The sequence below is a fragment of the Odoribacter sp. AF15-53 genome (genome assembly GCF_003479425.1).
Lineage (GTDB): Bacteria > Bacteroidota > Bacteroidia > Bacteroidales > Marinifilaceae > Butyricimonas.
Genome location: NZ_QUHC01000004.1, coordinates 417,699 through 442,879, shown reverse-complemented (window position 1 = coordinate 442,879; position 25,181 = coordinate 417,699). Strand labels below are relative to the sequence as shown.

At 41.9% G+C, this 25,181-nt stretch carries 17 protein-coding genes and 1 tRNA gene; 2 read left to right on the top strand and 16 right to left on the bottom strand.

What is annotated here, in order from left to right; genetic code table 11:
• Window positions 1–11: 11 nt before the first annotated feature.
• Both DWW52_RS11630 and DWW52_RS11625 read right to left on the bottom strand, forming a co-directional pair.
• Window positions 12–1,103, bottom strand: a complete 1,092-nt coding sequence (locus tag DWW52_RS11630; RefSeq protein ID WP_158582575.1) for a phage integrase SAM-like domain-containing protein — start codon at window positions 1,101–1,103, stop codon at window positions 12–14.
• Window positions 1,104–1,239: 136 nt separating this feature from the next.
• A tRNA-Thr gene (locus DWW52_RS11625) sits at window positions 1,240–1,315 on the bottom strand.
• Window positions 1,316–1,432: 117 nt separating this feature from the next.
• On the opposite strand from DWW52_RS11625, the gene DWW52_RS11620 reads away from it, so the two are divergent.
• Window positions 1,433–2,005: a phosphatase PAP2 family protein gene (locus tag DWW52_RS11620; RefSeq protein ID WP_118715653.1), complete on the top strand. Its 573-nt coding sequence runs from the start codon at window positions 1,433–1,435 to the stop codon at window positions 2,003–2,005.
• A gap of 113 nt (window positions 2,006–2,118) precedes the next feature.
• Entirely contained in the window at window positions 2,119–4,953 is a 2,835-nt protein-coding gene (locus DWW52_RS11615; RefSeq protein WP_118715652.1) for an outer membrane beta-barrel protein, read from the top strand.
• Window positions 4,954–5,169: 216 nt separating this feature from the next.
• On the opposite strand, the gene DWW52_RS11610 is transcribed toward DWW52_RS11615, so the two are convergent.
• The 14 genes from DWW52_RS11610 to DWW52_RS11545 all read right to left on the bottom strand — a co-directional run bounded on the left by DWW52_RS11610 (window position 5,170) and on the right by DWW52_RS11545 (window position 25,171).
• A complete protein-coding gene (locus tag DWW52_RS11610; protein ID WP_118715651.1) occupies window positions 5,170–7,764 on the bottom strand; it encodes a glycoside hydrolase family 2 protein in 2,595 nt (864 codons plus the stop codon).
• On the bottom strand, window positions 7,757–9,391 hold the full coding sequence (locus DWW52_RS11605) for a beta-N-acetylhexosaminidase (protein WP_118715650.1): 1,635 nt from the start codon (window positions 9,389–9,391) through the stop codon (window positions 7,757–7,759). Before DWW52_RS11605 ends, DWW52_RS11610 begins: the two co-directional genes overlap by 8 nt.
• 60 nt (window positions 9,392–9,451) lie before the next feature.
• Entirely contained in the window at window positions 9,452–11,545 is a 2,094-nt protein-coding gene (locus DWW52_RS11600) for a KamA family radical SAM protein (RefSeq protein ID WP_233556857.1), read from the bottom strand.
• Between the two features lie 210 nt (window positions 11,546–11,755).
• A complete protein-coding gene (locus DWW52_RS11595) occupies window positions 11,756–12,229 on the bottom strand; it encodes a nucleoside deaminase (RefSeq protein WP_118715648.1) in 474 nt (157 codons plus the stop codon).
• A gap of 172 nt (window positions 12,230–12,401) precedes the next feature.
• Complete coding sequence (gene lgt, locus DWW52_RS11590) at window positions 12,402–13,238, bottom strand: prolipoprotein diacylglyceryl transferase (RefSeq protein ID WP_199691988.1); 837 nt, start codon at window positions 13,236–13,238, stop codon at window positions 12,402–12,404.
• A 130-nt stretch (window positions 13,239–13,368) separates the two neighbouring features.
• Window positions 13,369–16,656: a preprotein translocase subunit SecA gene (gene secA / locus DWW52_RS11585; RefSeq protein ID WP_118715647.1), complete on the bottom strand. Its 3,288-nt coding sequence runs from the start codon at window positions 16,654–16,656 to the stop codon at window positions 13,369–13,371.
• Between the two features lie 141 nt (window positions 16,657–16,797).
• Window positions 16,798–17,124, bottom strand: a complete 327-nt coding sequence (locus tag DWW52_RS11580) for a hypothetical protein (RefSeq protein ID WP_118715646.1) — start codon at window positions 17,122–17,124, stop codon at window positions 16,798–16,800.
• A gap of 59 nt (window positions 17,125–17,183) precedes the next feature.
• Window positions 17,184–17,840, bottom strand: a complete 657-nt coding sequence (upp, locus tag DWW52_RS11575) for a uracil phosphoribosyltransferase (RefSeq protein ID WP_118715645.1) — start codon at window positions 17,838–17,840, stop codon at window positions 17,184–17,186.
• 95 nt (window positions 17,841–17,935) lie between these two features.
• Window positions 17,936–18,550 (bottom strand): HdeD family acid-resistance protein, encoded by a 615-nt coding sequence (locus DWW52_RS11570; RefSeq protein WP_118715644.1) that lies wholly within the window; start codon window positions 18,548–18,550, stop codon window positions 17,936–17,938.
• Between the two features lie 93 nt (window positions 18,551–18,643).
• Window positions 18,644–20,695 carry a molecular chaperone HtpG gene (gene htpG, locus DWW52_RS11565; protein ID WP_118715643.1) on the bottom strand — a complete coding sequence of 684 codons (2,052 nt, stop codon included), beginning with the start codon at window positions 20,693–20,695 and terminating at the stop codon, window positions 18,644–18,646.
• A gap of 293 nt (window positions 20,696–20,988) precedes the next feature.
• On the bottom strand, window positions 20,989–21,576 hold the full coding sequence (locus DWW52_RS11560) for a sugar transferase (RefSeq protein ID WP_118715642.1): 588 nt from the start codon (window positions 21,574–21,576) through the stop codon (window positions 20,989–20,991).
• Window positions 21,573–22,787, bottom strand: a complete 1,215-nt coding sequence (locus DWW52_RS11555; protein ID WP_118715641.1) for a DegT/DnrJ/EryC1/StrS aminotransferase family protein — start codon at window positions 22,785–22,787, stop codon at window positions 21,573–21,575. Before DWW52_RS11555 ends, DWW52_RS11560 begins: the two co-directional genes overlap by 4 nt.
• Before the next feature lie 95 nt (window positions 22,788–22,882).
• Complete coding sequence (locus tag DWW52_RS11550; RefSeq protein ID WP_118715640.1) at window positions 22,883–23,893, bottom strand: glycosyltransferase family 2 protein; 1,011 nt, start codon at window positions 23,891–23,893, stop codon at window positions 22,883–22,885.
• A 3-nt stretch (window positions 23,894–23,896) separates the two neighbouring features.
• Window positions 23,897–25,171 carry a nucleotide sugar dehydrogenase gene (locus DWW52_RS11545; protein ID WP_118715639.1) on the bottom strand — a complete coding sequence of 425 codons (1,275 nt, stop codon included), beginning with the start codon at window positions 25,169–25,171 and terminating at the stop codon, window positions 23,897–23,899.
• Window positions 25,172–25,181 lie beyond the last annotated feature (10 nt).

The window sequence follows — 25,181 nt, the reverse complement described above, 5'->3', positions numbered from 1 at the left end:
CTAGGGGGCAATTACATTGGAATTTCCATATTTTCATTAACTTCCTGTAAAACTCGCTTAAAACCTTTATTTACGGCATTATTGAAAGCCGAACTGTCACTGTACAATTTATAGAATGAAAATAATCGGACCTTATCCGGATCAACATATTTTTTCATTAATCTCTCCACTTCCGGCTCTATTTTTATCGAGATTTCTGCGTTATCCTCCCTCCTATCCTTTGTTTTACTTCTTTGGTAAATTATTCGTCCTTTTTTACGGCTTGAATAAGGAACCTTGAACATATCGACAGTATTTATACCCACTAAAAAGAACGAGAGCATAAAAACGTCTCTAGCGAGGTCGTGACGCTTCAAACCATTTTCAAGGTTCATGATTTTACGAATATTCTCCAAGTAAATATTTCGTTTTTTGGGAGGATTAGGCTTCACCATTTCAAATTTCCTGAACGGGTAATGCTTTATAACAGGATCACCAAGTTCATCATCATTATAAAAATCGATAGACTCGTTAAACACTGCTCGAATATCAGCCATGTAATCGTGAACTCCCGTATCAGTTAACGGCTTTCTCTTAGTTGTCACGTTGCGCCCAAATTGATTAACTCTCACGATCGTCCTTTCTGACCGCAAAAACTCTTCAAATCTCTTCAAAAAATTAGACGTAACCTTTGCTATATTTAACTCCACACCGGAAAAGTCAACAAGAGCATTAATCGTTGTTTGAATATGTTTCGCTCTCTTATCCCTTCCTTCTCTAAATAATTTATCAACATGTTTCCTTGCGAAAGAAATAAAATCAATACAACTTACCTCTTTTTGTTTTTTCTTTATGAATTCAACAATATCTTTTGCAGAATAATTAACGACATCATTCCCTAGCCCCTTGACAACGATATCCTCATAATCTTCTATTTTCTCTAGTAGTAATTTCAAAAGTACTTTATCTTTTACCTCAAAATTTTTATTTAATTGTTGAGTTACGACATAATAGTCCGTTTTCAAATATGAGGATTTTCGATCATGAGTAACTCGTATCGAAACCGGATATTTTTCATCCGCCCTTTGCTGATGCTTTAATACGCTTATTGAGTAAGTAGGCATTTTGTAATGATTTTTCGTAAAACAATCGTAAAACATTGCCTCATAAAAGTACAAAAAAGCCTGCTTTTTTAAACGAAAAAAGAGGCTATACCGTGTTGAAATAGCCTCTTTTATTAGTTAACTGACTGATTTTCTGTGGAGCCAATTTGGGGACTCGAACCCCAGACCTACGCATTACGAATGCGTTGCTCTACCAGCTGAGCTAAATTGGCGATAACGGGTGCAAATGTACAACTATTTTTGTAATTTGAAAATGATAAATCATTTTTTTTCCTCCTTTAATCACACATTTTTTATACCTTCGCGGCTACATTTTAATAATCAATAAGATGAAAAGAGGAGTCGCGGCAACAAAATTTCCACATATTACATTACACTCGTCATTTTTACTTCTATTCTTAGCCTCCACCATGAACGTTTTCGCTCAAAAAAAGGCTATTGAAACTTCCGGGGATGTTTTATACTACGCGACACCAGTCATCTGTCTAGCCACGACTCTATTAAAAAAAGACTACCAAGGAACCAAACAACTCGTGTTCTCGGCAGTTACCGCTGTAGGCACAAGTTATATATTAAAGCACACCATCCGCAAAAAACGCCCTGATGGAAGTGATCATCACGCTTTCCCTTCCGGACATGCAACCGTAACTTTTGTGGGAGCTTCTTTTCTACAACGCCGGTATGGTTGGAAATACGGAATCCCCGCTTATCTTCTGTCCAGTTACGTTGCCTGGGGACGAGTGTATAGCGACAAACACGATTGGTGGGATATTCTATGTGGTGCGGCAATCGGTATCGGGGGATCTTATATTTTCACGAAACCTTACGGGCGAACACGCGTTACACTCTCTCCCACCGTCATCCAAAAGCGCCCTGGAATCCACGCTTGTATCACTTTCTAACAGACTTCTAAATATTTTGTTAAAAGAGTATTTAAAGAAATCATAAACCTCTTTTTTATTATGGCCTGTCCATATTATATGTCTATTTTTGTTTAAATCACAACAACAACTATATGCAGCTTCATACTTATAAAATAATCCTTCTTTTATTCATTTTAGCAACACCAACCATGTTGTCCGCTCAGATACAAAAGAAAGATACTACCGGGAAAGAATCGGTACAATCACAAGAGAAGAAAGTGACAAAATATACTCTCAAAGGAGTCGTGGCCGGCGAAACGGATGACGAGACATTACCGGGAGCACACATTTACGTGGGTGCCGACAAGAAACCAACCACGGTAACCAACGCCATGGGAGAATTCACGCTAAAAGATTTACTCCCGGGAGAAACCATTATCACGGCTTCTTTCGTCGGGTACAATCCCACGACCCAAAGATATCTCGTAAAGGCGGATACCAACGTGGGGATCATCAGGTTACTTCCCGAAGTGCTGGAAGAAGTCGTGATCACGGCAAAACCCCCGCTAATCATTCAAAAAGGGGACACGACCGAATACAATGCAAATGCCGTAAAAGTGCCTGAAGACGCGGAATTGGAAGACCTATTAAAAAAGCTTCCCGGATTTCAAATTATTGATGGGAAACTAATGGCCAACGGCGAGGAAGTGAAAAAGATTTATATCGATGGTACCGAATACTTCCTTAGCAATCCCATGGCTGCCTTACAAACTCTTCCGGCAAACCTTGTCGCCAAAATTAAAATGTTCGACGGGAAGAGCGAAGAAGCCGATTTCTCGGGATATGATGACGGGAAAAGATTTCGTTCCTTGAATATAGAAACTAAAAACCCGAATCTTTTAAAAATATTCGGAAAAGCAGGTTTAGGATACGGGGTATCAGAAGATCCAGAAGATTCGTTTAAAGACAATAATTACAACCTTGACGCCTCGGCCAACGCGTTCAATCGAAAACAAAAATTCTCCATACGGGGAAGTTTACGTAACACGAATCAAGGCTCCGACCTACCCAACGCACAATATCACGGGAAAGGAGGAAACAACAGGGGAAAAAGCTTCTCGGCCGACTTCTCCAACACGTTCAAAAAGGGTACTGATATCGGTGGTAGTTATAACGGAAGCGGCAGCGAATCCTATTCTGCCAGTTCCAGCAAACAGGAATATTTTCCTTCAGAAAGCTACCAAAGCAAAATATACGATTCGGAAAGCCATTCGTGGTCAGAAAGTTCAAACCACAACGTGAACACCCGATTCAATTACTCCATGAACGAGAAAAACAGGTTTTACTTCACCCCCTCTTTCTCTTTCAGCAAATCGGATAGTCGATCTATAAACATGAATAGCAGTATTCAGGATAATGACACCTTGAATATCACGAACTCGAAAAATCAAAATCATAACGAAAGCCACTCGTTCGGGGGGAACTTCTCGTGGATGCATGCCTTCCAAAAAACGGGACGTACGTTTACCTTAAACGGGAATCTCAACGTGAACGACAACAAAGGCAATAGTATTCAACAAGATAGTAGCATCATCAACAAAAAAGACACGCTACGCAACCTTATTAACACCACGAAAAGTGTTTCAAATTCTTACACGGCCTCGGCATCATACTCGGAACCTTTAACCGAAAGCGCTCGTTTGTCATTCAACTATTCATTTAGTTATAATAAAAATGAATCGGACAAAGAAAGCATGTCATACAAAGATGCTCTTTTCACGGAACTTATTGGTATTGATACCGCGTTGACCAACAAAACCAGTACCATGAGAATGGCCAATAATCTCGGTATTAACTATGGATATTACAAAGAGAAAATCTCCTTGGGTGTGGGGGGATCAATCAATCTATCCAAAGAAGAAAACAGGTATGAATACTTGAATTCTCCGGACTCGGTCGTGAAAAATAATTACCTGAATCTTTCTCCCCGGATGAATTTCAGTTACACGCTATCCAAGAGAAGTAACCTGAACCTCAATTATAGCGGAAACACGACCTCCCCTAGTGCCGATCAACTACAAGACATTCTTGACGTTCGCGATCAGTTAAGCGTGTCAAAAGGAAATCCTGACTTGAAGAAAACATTCTCTCAATCAGCTTCCATGTCGTTCAGCAGTTCACTTATATCCGAAGAAAAATTCAGCTTCTTACATGCGAGTGTCAACTTTAATAATTCTTTCAATAACATCGCGTCAGCCACCCAGTTCATCAACAATGACACGATCATTAACGGGTATGAAGTTCTGCGTGGGGCACGCCTCACCATGCCGGTCAACTTGAATGGCCAATGGAGTATTTCAACAAACGTAAACTATTCATTCGGTATCAAATCGTTAAAGTTAAGGCTAAACCCATCAATATCGTACAGTTACTCGCATACACCTTCAATCTACGATAACATAAAGAATTTCACGAATTCGCACAACGCGACTTTCAACCTCGGAATAAACAGTAACATATCCGAGAATCTGGATTACAATATTTCCTCTCGAACTTCTTATTCCAGTTCTACCAGTACGACGACAGGAGGTTCCAATTCGTTCACGCAATCCGTGAATGCAAATGCCAAGTGGGTATTCTGGAAAGAATTCATACTTGCCGGGGATTACTCTTACACTTACACGTTAAGTAAAAAAGGAGGAAACGTCAATCAATCGAATAGTAATTTAAACCTGGAAATCGGTAAGAAATTCTTGAAAAGAAAACAACTGCAGGTAAGATTTAAAGCCATGGACATTTTACGCCAAAGGAACCTGTTAAATTACAGCATTCATGACCTTTACACTCAAACCCGATACAGTACGAATAACCGGAATTACTACATGCTGACAATTTCATATCGCTTCAACACGCTCGGCAAAAAGAGTGAAGGAAGAAACCGCCCGGAAGGGGGAACTCCTCCCGGATTCTTTGGTGAAGGTATTTAGTTAAGGGTATTTCCCCCTCGCTCTCTTATCTGAATTCCTTTTACACAAAAATAGAGATTCACGAACAAGATTCATGACGGGTAATGTATGACATTTCGTGACAAAACCCGCAAAATTCCATAGGACAAACAGATCTACTGTTATGGAAGAAGGGGCAGCTCCCCCCTCCTCCATTCCCTCCTGCACGAGGAAGAACTTGTGACTCGCCAAGGCGACCTAGTGTACATAACGAATCTTTATTCGCTTCTCTATCTCAGCCGGGGATAAATCCGTATCGACCTTAATTTTATACTCCCTTCCCGGAAGTATATCACAATAATTATCGGAGAAAAAAGCGGGTACTCCCGGTAAATAAAACATCACGTTACATACTAATCTACCCGTGGAAACCAAGATAAATTTCTCACCCTTCTCCTCGATAGCCTCGATAGAAAGTCTGGGATCGGACAAATCCAAATCTTTATGATACTCGAAATAAACATTCTTCTCATCCAATATCTCGTAGCCATCTTGCAATCGCACCACGACCATCGTATTCCGTGCAGAGGCTTCGGCAAGCAACGTATCCCTCTCCAATTGAAATAAAACAGCAGAGGTGTTCGGGGCAAGCTTGACCCCTTTATGATATGAAAGACAAAGCCTTCCCGCAAAATTCACGACCTCTATGCTCAACATCGCTCTAGTCGAATCTAATCCATTATTCACGCCATAAATCGCCAACGTATCGCCATTCCATTTCGGTGCAACGATCACTTCCTTGAAACAATCACGCATCACGTAATGAGCCGCTTTCCACTTGTGATAATAATCCGTCGTGGACCAACTGGCAACCGGCCAACAATCATTTATCTGCCAAATCAATGATCCCATGCAATAAGGCGTATTCCGACGATGAGCTTCTATTCCCATCTTGGTCGAAAGTCCCTGCAACACGTGTGTCATATAGATGAACTGTTCAAAATCATCGGGAACACGATAATACATCTTCATGTAATCCAAAATACGCCCGTTGCCGATATAGCTTCTCTGGTGCGATTTCATGACTTCCGATTCTATATCATAATCTTCCGGTGAAGCGTAAGTTTCAATCGTGCTCATCTCCGGGAATGACTGGAAACCGTACTCACTACAAAAACGAGTCGTCACCTCATCAAAACTTTCCAAGGGACGGAACCCATGCCAAACGCCCCAGTAATGCTGATCGCCCGAGGTCGTCCCGTCCAACCCGTGTTGGGTAGGTTCCGGCCCTGCCATCGGTGAAGAAGGCCAGTAATCATCCCCATCCGTGTACTGCTCCACCACGCCAGGAAGTATCTCGTGGAAGACCTCGTAATACGCTTTAAAAACAGTATCTTGTTCTGCTTTCGTGAACTGATTTTTCCATCCCCACCCGCCGGGAGACCCGTGTCGCCAAGCCAAAGCGTTTTCATTATTCCCGCACCACAAAGCTATGCTGGGGTGATTCCGCAAGCGTACCACGTTGTCGATCGCTTCTTCCCGAACATTATCCAAAAATTCGGGATTACCGGGATACATCGCGCAGGCAAACATAAAATCCTGCCATACCATAATCCCATATTTATCACAAAATTCGAAAAATGCATCATCCTCGTATATCCCTCCACCCCATATCCTGATCATATTCATATTGGCATTCGCCGCATCCGCCACCATTTTCTCGTATTTATCCCGGGTAACCCGAGGTAAAAACACGTCATTCGGGATAGCGTTGGCACCTTTGGCAAACACGGGAACACCATTCAATTCAAAACCAAACGATTCGCCCCATTGATCTTTCTCTCGTACCAACTTTAAAGATCGCAACCCGGTAGTAACCCCTTTCTCCACGATCACGTCATCTTCAGCCACGACCCGCACGGTAAAATCATATAACTCCTGTTTCCCCAACCCGTTAGTCCACCACAAACGCGGATTCAAAATGCTATAAGGTATAGATATTTCGTTTTTCCCGACCTTCAATTCCTTGCTCTCCCGAACCAGCACCTTTCCTTCACTCGCGACTTCAACCTCCACGTTCTGCCGCTTATCCGAATTTATACAAACCTCCGCGATCAATCGGGCTTCTTCCCGTGTAACTTGAGGCTGACGAATAAACACGTCTTCCACCTTCACGTTATTCCACGCTTCTAGCACAACCGGACGCCAGATTCCGGACGTCACCAAACGGGGACCCCAGTCCCAACCATAGTGATATGGCGCTTTACGGGTATACACGCTCACCCGGTTATTCCCCATACCGCCTCGCTCACTCTGGTCATTATCCGCCGGTAATCTTAACCCGTAACGTTCCATTTCCTCTAATCCTCTTCTGGTAGGAGAAGCAAAGACAACACGCAATTCGTTACTATCCGCTTTCAATTGGCCCGAAACGTCAAACACCCAGGTACGAAACATATTATCGGTAACACCGATTGATTTACCATTCAGATAAACATCAGCGTAAGTATCCAGTCCATGAAAAGTAAGGCGTTGATTTTTCTTTTCCAAAAACTCTTTATCAACAGAAAAAAACGTACGATATTCCCAATCCTTCTTATCGATCCATTGCAACTGTAACTCGTTCATCCGGTAGAACGGATCCTCGATTTTACCATTCGCCAATAAATCGGTATGAACCGTTCCCGGCACAGTCGCGGGAAGCCATACCTCGGAATCCCGCTGACTGAATTCCCAGCCGGAACTCAATTCCGTTCGAATCTCGGTCTTTTGCTCAATCTTTTTTTCGGTCGAGCATCCGAGCATACCCCAGATGCTACAACCTATAAAAAGTGCCCCTATTATTTTATTCATTTGTTTTCGCTTCTTGCAAAATATGCTTTGCAAAATTATACCCCAAAGCCTCGTAACGTTGGGTCATCAATTTTGCCCGCTTCAGAAAATTATCATAGTCCTTTTTAGCCACAGGGGTCCAACCGACTTCGGCTATTGCAGCCATTCGCGGCAACAGCATATATTGGGCATGACTGAAAGTCGTTATATATTCCGCCCATAAATTAGCTTGAACCCCGATAATTTTCTCCCCTTCTTCAGGAGTCAATCCCTCCGTCGGGTCCAGGCTATATACTTTCTCCACGGGTACGTATCCTCCGATACCGAAAGGTTCATTCTCCACCGGTTTAGCTTGATAATAATCAAAATACGCATAATCATTCGGAACCATCACAACCTCATTCCCTCTCTTCGCTCCCTCGATTCCACCTTTCTTTCCTCTCCATGACATCACGATCGCAGTTTTGGAAACATCACCTTCCAGAATCTCGTCCCAACCGAGAATTCTCTTCCCTTTTGTTTTCATAAACTCCTCGATCCGGTGAACCACGTAATTTTGTAAATCCCCCTCTTCTTTTAATTTCTCTTTTTTCATCCGAGCCTGACATTTCTTACATTTTTTCCAGGCATCTCTAGGACATTCATCGCCCCCGATATGAATAATCTCCCCGGGAAACAACTCTGCAACCTCTTCCAAAACTCCTTCCCAGAATTCAAAAGTCTTCTCGTTTCCGGGACAGAATACTTCGGGAAATACTCCCCACATCTGACAAACTTCGTAAGGCCCACCCGTGCAACCCAACTCTGGATAAGAAGCCAACGCCGCAAGTGCATGTCCGGGAAGTTCTATCTCCGGAATAATCGTGATATACCGATCGGCAGCGTATTGAATAACATCCTTGATCTCCTCTTGCGTGAAAAAATAGGGTCCATAAGGCGTTCCATCATACTTCCCGGTATTTTTACCTATAACCGTCTGTTTCCGTTGACTACCTATTTCCGTAAGCTTCGGGTACTTTTTAATCTCTATACGCCATCCCTGATCATCCGTCAAATGCCAATGGAACACGCTCAGTTTATGCAACGCCAGCATATCAATAAAAGTCTTCACCTCATCCACCGTGAAGAAATGACGACATACATCCAACATCGTCCCGCGATACGCCAACCGGGGTTCATCTTGAATCCGTACATTCTGGATACGAATTTTATCCATTTTCTCCCCTTTCTCCACTCCCACGGGCATCATCTGCCGTAAACTCTGCATGGCATAAAATACCGCTTTCGAACTTCCGGCCTTGATATCAATGGCCTTTTTACCTACTGTTAAATCATAAGCATCTGCTCTCATCGACGGGTCAACAGCTATATTAATCGCATCCCGCTTCATCTCTCCATTCACGACAGACAGGGGTTGACCGAAAGATTTTTCAACCAACGTACTCATAAACGTACAAGCTGGAGTCAGATCATCCGCCCCCTTTATCACGTTAATTACGGTTTTCGGGGACAGCGTAAAACCACCGTCCGCCATTGTTACTTGCTGAGGTTGAGGAATTATATTCACCTCTTGATTAGGTTCACTGGCACATCCGCCAAGTAAAATAATACACAATACTACGATTGAGACTAAATTGATCTTTTTCATAAACGTATTTTTTAACACAACAGCCAAGATAGGCCAAAATTTACAAATACGCAATTATTTTTAAGAATCAATACTCAAATTAGTATAATCTCCCGTCATTCCTGTTTTTTGCTTCGGATACTCGAAAAGAGCAAAGCGCGATTCCGTACGCCCTTCGGAATAATCCCACAAAGAAATATAGTCCTCTACATCCTCGCCCAATTCCTGCAATTGTCGCAAATAAGCCGCGACGGATTTATTTTCCACGATATAAATATCACCTACATGATCCACCCAAGGACTATGTCGCCGCCCCACATCCAACGAAAATCGCAAAATTCGCTTTCCTTGTTTAGTCAAACCGACTGTCACGAAAGTCATACTTTTCCCGATACCCGGCAAATTCATCACGTTCCGGTCCGTGGCCAAAAAAGGTTGATGATATCTATCAAGTATCCCCGGTAATTCGGAAGTTACTCTTTCGGGATGCTCAAATAAACTCAGAACCTCTGTTTCCAATTCCGCGGACATTTGCCCGCATGCCTTTTCTTCTTTCACCTCCTGTTCGGAACGACTATTCGGGGCAAACAATGCATAATTCTCCTCGAACCCTTTCACGGAAAAAGTATAATAGGTTAGAATCCCGACTCGATTCAACACTTCCCGCAATCTTGCCGTGTGTCCCCGACGAGAAGAGGCGACGGTAAACACCAACTGATTCGTGATGATCCATCCGGCAGCCAACAAACGCCGAACAGCATCAATCACCTCTTCCGTCACCTCCAAAGGTGATTCGAAATGCGTCTGGATAAAAAATTGTTGAATACCTATTTGCCGGGCTTTTTCCCGGAACCTTTTCAACACGTCAATTAACCCGTCATTCACACGACTAGGTAAATAGGCCAACAAACGAGATCCTAGTCTCACCCGCTGAATCTCCGCATATTTTTCTCCTTTATCCCTATATTTATTAGCTTCACGTTTACGCGCAGCCATACGATAAACCGCATCCAATATTTTCTCTAACGTTTGATTCTGACTCATCAACGCATCGCCCCCCGTGATTAATATATCACGCAATTGAGAATCGTGCTCGTAATACATCATCAAACGCTCCATCTTGCTCTCCCACCCCTCTATCGGCTTCAAACGTTCCAGATTAAAATTAAGGTGTCCTTTTTGAAAATCATACATCCGCTGGCACAAAGCACACAGCCCCCCACAAGCCCGCCCCATTGAATCCGGGATAAAAATAGCTACTTCCGGGTAACGACGATGAATATTCGTAGCATTAGGCAACAACCACCCGGCAGCATTCGGTTTTCCCGGCTCTACGACATCTTCTTTCTCCCATGCCCGAATCTGTCCGAAATGCTCTACCAACTCCCTCGAATAAATCACGTAACTCCGGATCGTGGAATCATCATATCCTCCCGGACGAACACTCAATAAAGAAAGATAATAGGGTGTCACGAAAAACGGGATTCCTTTCTGTTTCGCCTCGTGTAAAAGTTCTATTAACCCTGCCGACAAGGTTTTCCCCATGAACATATTCAATTCATCCGGATCACGAATCGCCAAAGCCAGATGAAATTTATAATCTCCCCACCATTCTCGAATCAATTCCTCCTTGCGACCTTCATTCATATCCGCGTCAAAACGATAGCGGGTATTCATTTTATCTCTTTTCTCTATTTTAGAAATTAGCAAACGACATATTCGCTCTTTATTTTCCTGACGTTCATGAATGACCCCATCATCCATACCGGATTTCCACCGCTCTCCCCACTCCTTGCACTTTTTCCGATCCGGAAGAACTTCCCGCCCTGCCTGATATTTTTTGAATAAATAATACCAATCAATCAAAAAATCAGAATGTATATCACCTTCATTTCCTCTCAAAGCCAACCACAACCATTTGATAGGCTCATAGCGAATTTTCTCCCCCGTGGAAAAATCCCGGATATACCGGGCTTCATTCATGAATATCCTGAAAAAACGCTTTATCAACGAAGAGGAAGGATGACCGGTTAAAGAGTGCCGTACGTACTCCTTCAAAAATCGCTCAAACTCCCTCCAGTCACGACTAACCCTTGCCCCTTGTAACACATTCGGGAATTCCCGCTCAAACAAACCGATTAATTCTACATACGAAAAACTCAATACCTCTTTCACATTCCTCCTTATCTTAGATTAAATAAAAAAATGACAAACAATTACCAAGTACAAATTGGCCCTCTGAAAGCGGGACAGATACATTTATACAGGAAGTAAAAATCTGAATTTTACAAAGTTAATAAAAAAAGAGGATAATGACAACTCTCCACACGAAAAAAACGCTGCAACCTAATGGCTACAGCGTTCTTTTTACGTTCAAATTTATTCTTAATACTTTACTTTGTTTTTAGTTATTTGCCAAAGTGCAAATTCTTCTCCGGCCCCCTCTTCCCGTTTATTTTCGAAAGGAATGAAACGCAAGGGGCCATCCAAAGCGATTTCTTTATAGATATAAGAGTCATCAAATCCTCCCGCAGCCGCATCATCTTTTGTACAAGCATAATATACCCTTTCCGGCCGAGCCCAATAGATCGCCCCCAAACACATGGGACACGGTTCACAACTGGAATAAATCTCACACCCTTTCAATTGGAAAGAATCCAAATGCTTGCAAGCCTTGCGAATCACATTCACCTCCGCGTGAGCCGTGGGATCATTATCCGGCACAACCGTATTACCGGAAGTCGCGATAATCTCTCCGTCTCGAACTACAACCGCCCCAAACGGCCCTCCCGTACCATTCTTCACATTCTCCACGGCAATCCGCATTGCCTCTTTCATGAATTCACTATTATAAGCCATATCCAATCTTAGATTTAATGATTTTTAGATTTTAGATTCCAACCGCACAAGAGATCGCCTTCGGCGAGTTACAAGTTGCAAGTTACATTTGCCTTTGGCAAGTTGCAAGTTATCGGCAACACAAGTTGCCGTAAACAAAGCGCCCCGCAGGGGTTCACAGACCTTATGGACTTTATGGACGTTGTTTCTTGCTTCTCCAAACCATATAAATTCCCACCAGCACAAACGGAATACTCAACCATTGTCCCATGTTCAATGTCATGGAATTCTCGAAAGCTTCCTGATTCTCCTTCATGAATTCTATGACGAAACGAGCCGTGAATATCAATATCAAAAACATCCCGAAAAGAAATCCCTGACGTTCTTTTGCTTTCGTTTTCCAATACAAATGCATCAGAACGGCAAAACTAATCAAATAACAAATGGCCTCGTACAACTGAGCCGGATGTCGGGGAGTCATCGGGTCTTGCATCCCAGAATGAACAAACCGGAATCCCCAAGGTAAATCGGTCGGTAATCCCACGATTTCCGAGTTCATCAAATTCCCCATACGAATAAAAAATCCAGCCAAAGCAATTGGAATAACGGCTCTATCCAAAATCCAAAATATAGATTTCTTACTTACTTTCTTGGAATAATACCACAATCCGGCAATAATACCAATAGCAGCCCCATGACTCGCTAATCCTTGATAACCGGTGAAACGAAACTCCGGTTCAAATCGAACCGGCAGAATGATTTCAAACGGGTGGGCACTATAATAAGCCCAGTCATAAAAGAAACAATGTCCCAATCGGGCCCCGATCACCGTGGCCACCGCCACGTACAACCACAATTTATCCAGCCATTGCTGACTCAACCCTTCCGATTTGAACATCTTCTCTTCAACCTTATACCCGCACACGAAAGCCAAAGCAAACAACAACCCGTAATAACGAATCGAGAAACCACCCAGATTAATCAGCTCCGGGCTGACATCCCAATTAATAAATAATGAAACCAACGTCATAATTTTGAATTTTAAATTGTAGATTTCAAATTGCCTTTCAACAATTCAAAACCTACAACTATGTTCTTTAGATTTTGATTTCAAATCTCACGTGTCAAACACGATTTAAAATCTAAAATCTAAAACTAATCTATTCTTCTTTCCCGTGGCAATTTTTAAACTTCTTCCCACTTCCGCAAGGACACGGATCGTTACGCCCGACCTTGGGTCCCACCTTCACGGGTTCTGTCTTACGGGGTGCCTGATTTGTCTGACCAACAGGAGCGTCACTACGTCCCGTCTGCATCTTGCTCAAATCCGTACGTTTCTCTTCTGCCTGTTTCACCTCCTCGGGAGCTTCAAAAGGAATCTGTCCCTTCATCAACGTCGAAACCACACTCTTGTTTATCTTATCCACCATGACCTTAAACAAGTTGAAAGACTCAAACTTATAGATCAACAACGGGTCTTTCTGCTCGTAAGTCGCATTCTGCACGGATTGTTTCAAATCATCCATTTCACGCAAATGCTCTTTCCAAGCATCATCAATATGAGCCAGCATAATCGACTTCTCGTAAGCACGAATCAACTCCTCTCCTTCTGTTTTGTAAGCCTTTTCCAAATTAGTCACGACATTGTATGCCCGCTTCCCGTCTGTAAACGGAACCACGATATTCTTAAACATATCTCCTCGCTGTTCAAAAACATTTTTGATCACGGGGAACGCCTGTCTGGCAATCGACTCCGTCTTACGACTGAAACTTTCCCGCACCTCTTTGTACAACTTCTCGGTCAAATCGTTAGCCGAACTCTTTTGGAATTCTTCTTCTTTTATATCAAAATCAACAGCCAGGTACTTCAAGACATCCAAGCGGAAAGCCTCCAAGTTATTAGCTTCCTTGTGTTCTTCCACCAAGTTTTCGCAAACATCATACATATTATTGGCGATATCCACACCGATACGTTCACCTAACAAAGCATGACGTCTCTTCTTGTAAATAACCTCACGTTGAGAATTCATCACGTCATCATACTCCAACAAACGCTTACGAATACCGAAATTATTTTCTTCCACCTTACGTTGTGCCCGCTCGATAGATTTCGTGATCATAGAATGTTGTATCACGTCTCCCTCTTCATGCCCCAAACGGTCCATAACCCGGATAATTCTCTCTGAACTGAACAAACGCATCAAATCATCCTCCAACGACACGAAGAACTGGGAAGATCCCGGGTCTCCCTGACGTCCGGCACGACCTCTCAACTGACGGTCTACACGACGAGAATCATGACGTTCCGTACCGATAATAGCCAAACCTCCTGCTTCACGCACTTCCGGGCTTAACTTGATATCCGTACCACGACCGGCCATGTTGGTTGCAATCGTAACAACTTGCGATTTACCAGCCTCTGCCACGATATCGGCCTCTCGTTGATGTAACTTCGCATTCAACACGTTATGCTTGATCCCACGCAGTTTCAACATACGACTCAACAACTCGGAAACCTCAACTGAAGTAGTACCCACCAACACCGGACGGCCCTCGCCGACCAACCGGGTAATCTCTTCAATCACGGCGTTATATTTCTCGCGTTTTGTCTTGTAAACGTAATCATTGGCGTCTTTACGAATAATCGGTTTATTCGTCGGGATCACGACAACATCCAATTTATAGATATCCCAGAACTCTCCCGCTTCCGTCTCTGCCGTACCGGTCATACCGGCTAACTTGTGATACATACGGAAATAATTCTGCAAGGTAATCGTGGCAAATGTCTGCGTGGCTGCCTCCACCTTCACGTTTTCCTTGGCCTCGATCGCTTGATGCAAACCGTCGGAATAACGACGTCCTTCCATGATACGCCCCGTCTGCTCGTCAACGATCTTCACCTTATTGTCAATTACCACGTACTCAACGTCCAACTCGAATAACGTGTAAGCTTTTAACAACTGGTTTACCGTGTGTACTCGCTCGGATTTGGCCGCATAATTTTGCACCATCTGATCCTTTTTCTCCAACTTCTCAGCCTCCGTCAGATTCATCTTGTCAATTTCAGCCAATTCAGAACCAACATCCGGCAAAATAAAGAAACTCGGATCTTCTCCCGCCGCCGTAATCGTGTCATGTCCTTTATCCGTCAAATCGATAGAATTCAATTTCTCATCAATTACAAAATAAAGTTCATCCGTGATCTCCGGCATACGACGGTTATTCTCCTGCATATAAATATTTTCGGTCTTTACCAACGTCGCCTTATTTCCCTGTTCACTCAAGAACTTGATTAACGGCTTGTATTTAGGTAATCCCTTATACGCTCTCAATAACAAAATAGCCCCCTGTTCCTCCTGTTTCCGATCGCCACTAGCCAACAAAGTCTTAGCTTCCGTGAAAATCCGGGCAACCAAATCCCGCTGCATGCGTACCAGTTTCTCCACACGAGGCTTATACTCGTCAAACATCTGGATATCTCCCTTTGGAACCGGACCGGATATAATCAACGGGGTACGGGCGTCATCAATCAACACGGAGTCGACCTCATCGACGATAGCATAATTATGCTTTCGTTGCACCAAATCCTCCGGGTGAATTGCCATGTTATCTCTCAAATAATCGAAACCGAACTCGTTATTCGTACCGAAAGTAATATCGGCCTGGTAAGCTTTCCGCCTTTCCGGTGAATTCGGTTCGGTCTTGTCGATACAATCTACCGACAACCCGTGGAACATATAAAGAGGTCCCATCCACTCGGAGTCACGTTTTGCCAGATAATCATTGACCGTAACCACGTGTACCCCTCGTCCCGTCAACGCATTCAAGAACACGGGCAACGTGGCAACCAACGTTTTACCTTCACCGGTTGCCATTTCGGCGATTTTTCCTTGATGCAACACGGAACCTCCGATCAACTGTACATCGTAGTGAACCATATCCCAAGTCACCTCGTTTCCCCCGGCTATCCATGAATTGAAATAAACGGCATCATCCCCGTCTATCTCAACGAAATCCTTCGTTACAGCAAGATCACGGTCAAAATCAGTAGCTTTCACCACAATTTCCTTGTTCTCTTTAAAACGTCTAGCCGTATCCTTCATCACGGCAAAGGCCACGGGTAATATCTCGTTCAGAATGTCTTCAATCTTTTTATCTATCTGTTCCTCAAGCTTGTCTATCCGGTTATAAATCTCTTCACGTTCCTCGATAGAAGGCTTCTCGTTTTCTACCTTTGCTTTCAAAGATGCAATTTCATCTTCTTCCACTTTCACGTGAGCATGAATCTTTGCTTTCAAATCAGCAGAAACTTTTCTCAAATCGTCATGACTCAAGCCCTTTATTTTCTCCCACTCAGCATTTATTTTAGAAGCAATCGGTAATAAAACTTTCAAATCCCGATCTGATTTATTACCAAAAAGATTTTTTAATATATCGTTAAATCCCATACTTTTATAATTGAAAATTGAAAAAACTAACTAATTATGTGATTTCCGATTGAATGATTTTGTAATTATTAAGTGTCTGCTTCTTGCGATTGAAATCACTTAATCTAAAATCAGAAATCAAGAAATCGACCAGATTTGAAATCATCTTGTTTTTCCCGGAGCTCGTATGGGATTTGCAGCAATCTCCGGAACTTTCCAGCCCGGCAAAATAACAGAAGAGTAAGTATAATAGACTTTTACCGCATCCACGGTTTCCACACGATTTGGATTATAGAAATCCCCGTAATTAAAATCATCCGTGGCTCTCTTTTCTGCAGATACCGTGATTACTTTCTCGGTAGAAGAAACCAACAAACGATAACAGTCTGTTCCCACCGAAACGTTCCCTCCACGCACGTTAATGGGAAGGGTTGCCACGCATCCGGCAACAACATACAAGGCTGCTATCAAATATTTGTTCATTTCCATGCGGTCAAAGATAACATTTTTATCTAAACTTTTAGTCTTTAGTTTCTAGTTTTTAGCTTTCATAGCTTTTCCCCAAATGCCAGATCACCCGCATCCCCGATTCCCGGGTCTATATAGCAACTTTCCGTCAAATGTTCGTCCAACGCACCTGTCCACAATGTCACCGGTTCATCCTTCAACACCTCGGTTATTTTATCAACGCCTTGGCGACTTGACACGATAGCCGCGATATGCGTGTGTACCGGTCTTCCACCTTGCTTCAACAACTCGTGGTAAGCCACCACGATTGAAGCTCCTGTTGCCAACATAGGATCAACCAATAACAACTGTTTACCTTCCAAACTAGGCGTGTAAATAGAATCAAACCGGATCTCAAAATCAATATGATTCTCCTTATATTTTCTTCTCGCTGAAATGAAAGCACTTCCGGAACGATCAAAATAATTCAAGAACCCTTGATGAAAAGGCAAACCGGCACGCAAAACGGATGCCACCACGACTTCTTCGTCTGCCAACCTTACATCAGCCTCATTTATGGGTGTTTGTACTTTATGTGAAGAATAATGAAAAGTCTTACTGATCTCGTAAGCCATCACTTCACCCACACGTTCCAAATTCCGCCGGAAACGTAACGGATCTTTTTGAATTTCTTTATCCCTAAGTTCTGCCAAAAAACGATTGTAAATCGAATCCTCCTTGTTAATAATATACACCATCTTATCTTTTCTTAAATCATACTATCGTAAGCACACAAATCCCCCATCAATCGTAAATCCGAAATCACCCAATCTCTAAATCGTAAATCACTGATTTATTCAATTTCCTCGTAATCCGCATCCTCGATCTCACCGCCACCCATTCTCTGCTGTTGTTCGGCCTCGTGAGTCTCCTTACGCAATTGATTAACCTTATAATGATTTATCAAATCCGTAATCCCGTAGAAAATTGTAACAGCTCCGAAGAACGTGATAATTCCTTCTTTTGCCGAAAACGGATTCGCGAAAACAATCACCCCAGCTAACAAAATAATTACCGGGAACAAATAACTCAACGGGGCTATATGTCCGAATTTCCGGGCCGAAGTAAGCATTACCAATTGCCCGATACCCGCAACGATCAGTATAAACCCCAACAGATACATCAGCATATTGGTAAAGAAATCAGCCATCGACCACAACAAGATACCCAGAATAATACTTCCGATGCCGTTAAAAGAAGTCAAGCCGCGAGCAGAGCGTTCCTCTTGATCACGCAATGAAACCAAGAAAGACACGATTCCGGTGACACAAAACACGGCCCCGATAATTTTCACCGTGTAATTTAACACCTCGGTCGGCCACAACACGAGTACCAGACCTAAAACAATCGCCACGACCGATTTTACTACAGTCTTTTTATAATTCCCGGAAGTATAGATAATCTGCATAACCTGTATTTTTTTATTTATACGAAATTTGCCAACGAAAGTAATGATTATTTTTGAAAAAATTAAGCCGGACAAGATGTCCGGCTTAATTTTTTATTTAATCAATTCTACACTTCGTTTCACAAATCTATTCAACGCCTCGCCTTTTAGCAACCCGTTCGCCAGCAATGCCAGGTCAATCAACTGACCTACAATCTTGTTACCTTTCCCGTATTCCTCCAGTAACGAGTTTTTCTGCTTATTCAAATCAGAAATAGTCTTGTCATATTCACTCTTCCGATCTTTATCCACCTGAGGAATCTCCTCATCTTTCTTTCCCTTGTTCAACTCGTCCAATTCGGCTTTCTTCTTTTCGGTCTCCTTGATCTCGAAATTAATCGGTTCCAGTTTCCCATTCATCTCCTTTTTCTCGTTCTCAAGAATCTCGTTCACCAGCTTATGATCGGTATTCACCACTAACGTGTATTGATCTCCCATCGCCCCATAGAAGCCCATGCCGGGATTCATGGCTGCCATCTCCTTCATACGACGCATAAACTCGGAACGTGTCACGATCACCGGATCGCCATTCTCTCCCATGGCCTCGAAATTAACCAAGAACATCCCATCTTCTTTCGGTAATTGAGAAGTAAACACGGCACGTAACTCTTCTTGCTCGTCATGACTCAAGGCAACTTCCCTCGCTTCATCCTTTGCGATCAACTTGTCAACCACATCCGAATCCACCCGCACAAAACGATGATCCGGATTCTTCTGTTCCAAGTGATTGATAAAGTGAGTATCCAACTGACCGTCCATCAACAACACGTCATATCCTTTCCCTTTAGCTGCCTCGATATACGTGTATTGCTCCTTCACGTCGGTAGCATACAGGAATACCACTTTATTATCCTTATCCGTCTGGTTAGCCTTAATCAAATTTTCATACTCCTCGTAAGTGAAATACTTTCCTTCCGTGTTCTTGAACAAGAAAATACTCTTGGCTCTCTCGTCAAATTTCTCGTCTGTAAGCATACCATACTGGATGAAAATCTTCAGATCATCCCACTTCTTCTCGTAATCCTCCCGCTTGTTCGTGAAAATTTCACTCAAACTATCAGCCACCTTCTTCGTGATATGATTCGAAATCTTCTTCACGTTACGATCGCTCTGCAAGTAAGAACGAGACACGTTCAACGGAATATCCGGGGAGTCGATCACACCATGTAATAACGTCAGGTACTCCGGCACAATTCCCTCAACAGAATCCGTCACGTACACTTGGTTACTATATAATTGAATCTTGTTCTTCTGAATCTCGAACTTGTTATCAATCTTCGGGAAATACAAAATACCTGTCAGATTAAAAGGATAATCTACATTCAAGTGGATGTGGAACAATGGGTTCTGAGCCATCGGGTACAACTCATGATAGAATTTTTCGTAATCCTCCTCCGTCAAATCGGCCGGTTTACGAGTCCACGCCGGATTCGTATCATTAATCACGTTATCCTCCGTCGTATCCTTATATTCCCCGTCTTTCCATTCTTTCTTTTTTCCGGAAATAATCTCTATCGGTAAGAACTTACAATATTTATTCAACAGTTCATTCACCTTCGAATCTTCCAGAAAATCCTTCTCCTCCTCATTGATATACATGATAATATCCGTACCCCGCTCGGCCTTTTCCGTCTCTTCCATCGTGTACTCCGGATTACCCTCGCAGGACCACTTTACAGCCTTCGCCCCCTCTTTATAAGATTTGGTTACAATCTCCACCTTGTCACTTACCATGAACGAAGAGTAGAAACCTAATCCGAAATGCCCGATAATGGCAGCGGCGTTATCCTTGTACTTGTTCATGAACTCCTCTGCCCCGGAAAAAGCGATCTGGTTGATATACTTCTCCACTTCTTCCCGCGTCATACCGATACCGTTATCCGATACCGTCAACGTACCTGCCGCTTTGTCAGCCTTCACCCTTACCTTCAACTCACCAAGCTCACCTTTAAACTCCCCGTTCGAAGCCAGCACCTTCATCTTCTGTGAAGCATCTACCGCATTCGAAACAATTTCTCTCAAAAAGATCTCGTGATCCGAGTATAAAAATTTCTTGATAATCGGGAACAAATTCCCTGTTGAAACTCCAATCTTTCCTGTTGACATAACTCTATATTTTTAATTTAATTGTACTTCAAATTTTTACGACAACTAAATCACAATAGTTATGCCAAAACCGGTTTCCTGCCGAATTGACAGTTCCTATTCTTTATATTTTCGCCATTTCTCCCACAATTTTCCCCACAGTTCTCGACCATTTCTCCCACAGCTTCTCCCACAATATCCTATATTACTCCCCAAACGGACATTCACAAAAACAAAATACCCCGGACATTTATCCGAGGTACTATCTTTTCCAATCACGAAATCGCTTAATCGCAAATCATCTAATCATCACGCTACTTCACGATCTTCATCAACGTCAAAAATATAATCTTAAAATACTCTTTCAAACACCGATTATCTATATATTTCATGTTATATCGTATCTTATCCGGCATAATCTGTTCCACGTAAGCCTGATCCGGATCATTTGCCTGTCCTAAAATAACATTTTCATCCACGTACTCGATAGAAGCATAATCCGTGATACCGGGAACAACCGCCAGCACCTTACGCTGCTCAACAGTATACATATCCACGTACTTCCTCACCTCCGGCCTCGGTCCCACCAAACTCATCTCCCCCCGCACCACGTTCAGCAATTGCGGTAATTCATCCAATTTATACTTTCTCAAAAAATACCCGACCCGGGTAACCCGTGAATCCTTTGCCCCCACGGTTATCAAACCTTTCTTATCCGCCCCACTCGCCATTGATCGGAATTTAAACAACCGAAAATCCTTACCCTCCCGCCCCACTCGTACCTGACGGTAAAATACACCACCCCGGCTATCCGACACAATACACAAAGCAATAATCACGAAAACGGGTGATAGAACTATCAATCCCAACAAAGAAAAGAAAATATCACAAAAACGTATCACGCCAACACTTCCTCCACAGAACACACGACAGCATCAATAACCGTCTTCACCATCTCCTCATTCAACCCATACCACACGGGTAAAGAAATCTCACGGCTATAATTATCGTAAGCCACCGGGTAATCTTCTATTTTATATCCTTTATTCTTAAACGCACTCAACAAAGGTAACGGCTGAAAATGTACATTAACCGCAACATCCCTATCGAAAATTTTCTGAATAATCTCATCCCGCTGTTGCTCCGTGATCCCTTTTATCCGTAAACAATACACGTGATAAGAACTCTTCCGGTCTTCCGTTTCATAAACTGGTAATTGTGCCCACTCATACTTGGAAAAAGCCTCCGTATACTGATCATATATACATTTCCGATAATGCAAAGTATCATCCTCATACCGCGACAACTCCACCAACCCGATAGAAGCCATTATATCCGTCATATTCCCCTTAAAACCGGAAACCAGTACATCATAACGCCACGCCCCCTTTTTCGTCTTGGCCAACGCATCCTTATTCTGCCCGTGCAAAGTATATGTACACAAATAACGATACACCTCCTCGTTATCAAAAGGCTCCGGCAAATTCAACATAATCGCCCCTCCTTCCGCCGTGGTCAAATTCTTCACCGCATGGAAAGAAAACACGGAAACATCCGCCAAACATCCCGCTTTTCGCCCCTTATACTCCGCCCCCACGGAATGAGCCGAATCCGACAAAATCAAAATCCGTCCCAACTTCTCCTGCTCCTCCGTTCTTGCCTGAAACAACGAATTCACCGACCCCGATTTCACCAATTCAAACAATTCATCATAATCACAAGGCATCCCACCCAAATCAACAGGCATAATCACTTTTGTCTTATCCGTAATCGCCTTCCGCACATTCTCCAAGCAAACATCAAAATCTTCCGCATTCACATCAACCATAACAGGTTTCGCCCCACAATGCACGATCACGTTCGCAGTGGCACAATACGTATAGGCAGGCACAATCACCTCGTCCCCCTCCTGTACCCCGAACCACCGCAACACAACTTCCAACCCCACTGTATTCGAGTTTACAGCCAACGTCGCCTTATTCCCGCAATACGCCGTCAACCTCCGTTCAAACTCCTTCGTCTTCGGTCCCGTCGTGATCCAACCGGACTTCAAGGTATCAACAACCTCATCAATGACCTTCTGGTCAATTCTTGGTGGTGAAAATGGTATCATATAAAAAAAATTACAACATTAAAGAACGTTTATCACATGTATAATATTGTTACCAATATTTACATACCACAAATCTGATATATGTAAAAAAAAACTTATCTATTACTTACCACAGAAAAGGAACTTTTAAAAATTACCTTAAAAATTCCGACTAAATATCCCCAACCATAACTAACATGTATCATGAAAAATATAAAAGGTAAGAGTATCACTCCTCCTAATCGCTTTATTTTCCGCACATTACTCAATGCAAAATAAAATGCGAGACACCAATATAACCCCAACACTAAAATATAAATATATACCAATGAAGTAAATATACTTAACGCTCCACCTACAATTAAACCAATAACAAATAATACTGGAAAAAATTGTCGAATAGTAGTAGGTTTTCTCAACTTTATATTTACTAATGGTTTAAATAACCCATATTGATAAAACATTTTTATCACTTTTTTTATCGAATCTCGAGCATAATAATCTATAATAACCTCTGGTATTAAATAAATACAACCACCTTCTTTAATTATCCGCCCATTAAATTCGTCATCTTGATTACGAATTAATTCTTCATCAAAAAGTCCTACTTTATCAAATATTTCCTTTCTAAAACAACCAAAAGGCACCGTATCTACTTTTTTTACATCTTTTATTCCTATCCTAAAATAGGAGTTTCCCATACCGAAAGGACTACTTAAAGCACAAGCAATTGCAACACAAACATTCGTATTATTAACAGGTAGTGTTCTACATATACCACCAACATTATCTGCTCTCAACTCTTCAAGATATTTAACCAATATAGAGAAATAATTATTAGGATAAATAGCATGTGCATCTAAACGAAAAATAATCGAACCTTTTGCAGCATTAATTCCTATATTTAAAGCAGCTGGAGTAATTTTTTTAGGATTATCTAATAATTTAATGAAAGGATATAAAGAAATAAATTTTCGTACAACATCACGAGTTCCATCTGAACTCATCCCATCAACAAACAATACTTCCAAACTATCTTTAGGATAATCCTGTGCTACAATTGACTCTATACACCCTTTAATATACCCCACTTCATTGTATATCGGGCAAACAATAGATAACATCATTACTTATAATCTTGCATCAACAATTTTTCTAGGAAGAATACCTTTCACATCATAAACAACACCCTTTTCTGACGATAGAAAAGAGCGGATATCAAGATTTAGAAACTCATCATGAGCAACTGCAAGAATAATAGAATCATATTTCTCTCTACCTGAAAGAACATTAATTATTTCAAGACCATATTCATGACGAACAGCATCAATATCTGCCCACGGATCATAAATAGTAATATTATTCGTATACTCCTCGAATGTATGATAAATGTCAACGATTTTCGTATTACGAATATCAGGACAATTTTCCTTAAATGTAATACCAAGAATCAAAATTTTAGAATCCTTTACTATTACTCCTTTTTTGTTCATGCATTTAATAGTTTGGTTCGCCACGTATGCCCCCATACCATCATTCAAACGACGAGCATTTGACATAACTCGAGGTAAAACACCATAAACCTGAGCTTTCTGAATCAAATAATACGGATCAACACTTATACAATGTCCACCTACAAGCCCTGGGCTTAATTTTATAAAATTCCACTTACTAGAAGCAGCATCAATTACATCGTGAGTATCAATCTCCATCGCATTAAAAATTTTTGCCAATTCGTTCATAAAAGCAATATTAACATCACGCTGCGAATTTTCAATTATCTTAGAAGCTTCGGCAACTTTAATAGAAGAAGCTCTATGAGTTCCGTTTACAAGTACAGAATTATAAATCTTATCAACAACCTCTGCAATCTCAGGAGTAGATCCCGATGTAACTTTCTTAATTTTTTCTACAGTATGTTCCTTATCTCCAGGATTAATCCGTTCTGGACTATAACCAGCAAAGAAATCTTTATTGAACTCTAATCCTGATACCCGTTCCACTACGGGTAAACATTCTTCTTCTGTGACCCCCGGATATACGGTTGACTCATATACCACTATATCTCCTTTTGAAATAACTTTTCCAACTATTTCACTTGCACCCCACAAAGGTTTTAGATCAGGACGATTATTCTCATCTACAGGAGTTGGAACGGCAACTATATAAAAATTACAATCACTAATTTCATCAATACTAGTCGTACACTTAAAACCATGATTATGGATAGCATCTTGTAATAAATCATCCGCCACCTCGAACGTCACATCATGTCCTGCCATCAAAGTATCTACGCGCTTTTGATTCATATCGAAACCAACAGTTAAATACTTAGTTGAAAAAAGACGAGCCAAAGGTAACCCAACATAACCGAGACCGATTACAGCAATTTTTATTTCATTCATAAATTTAATT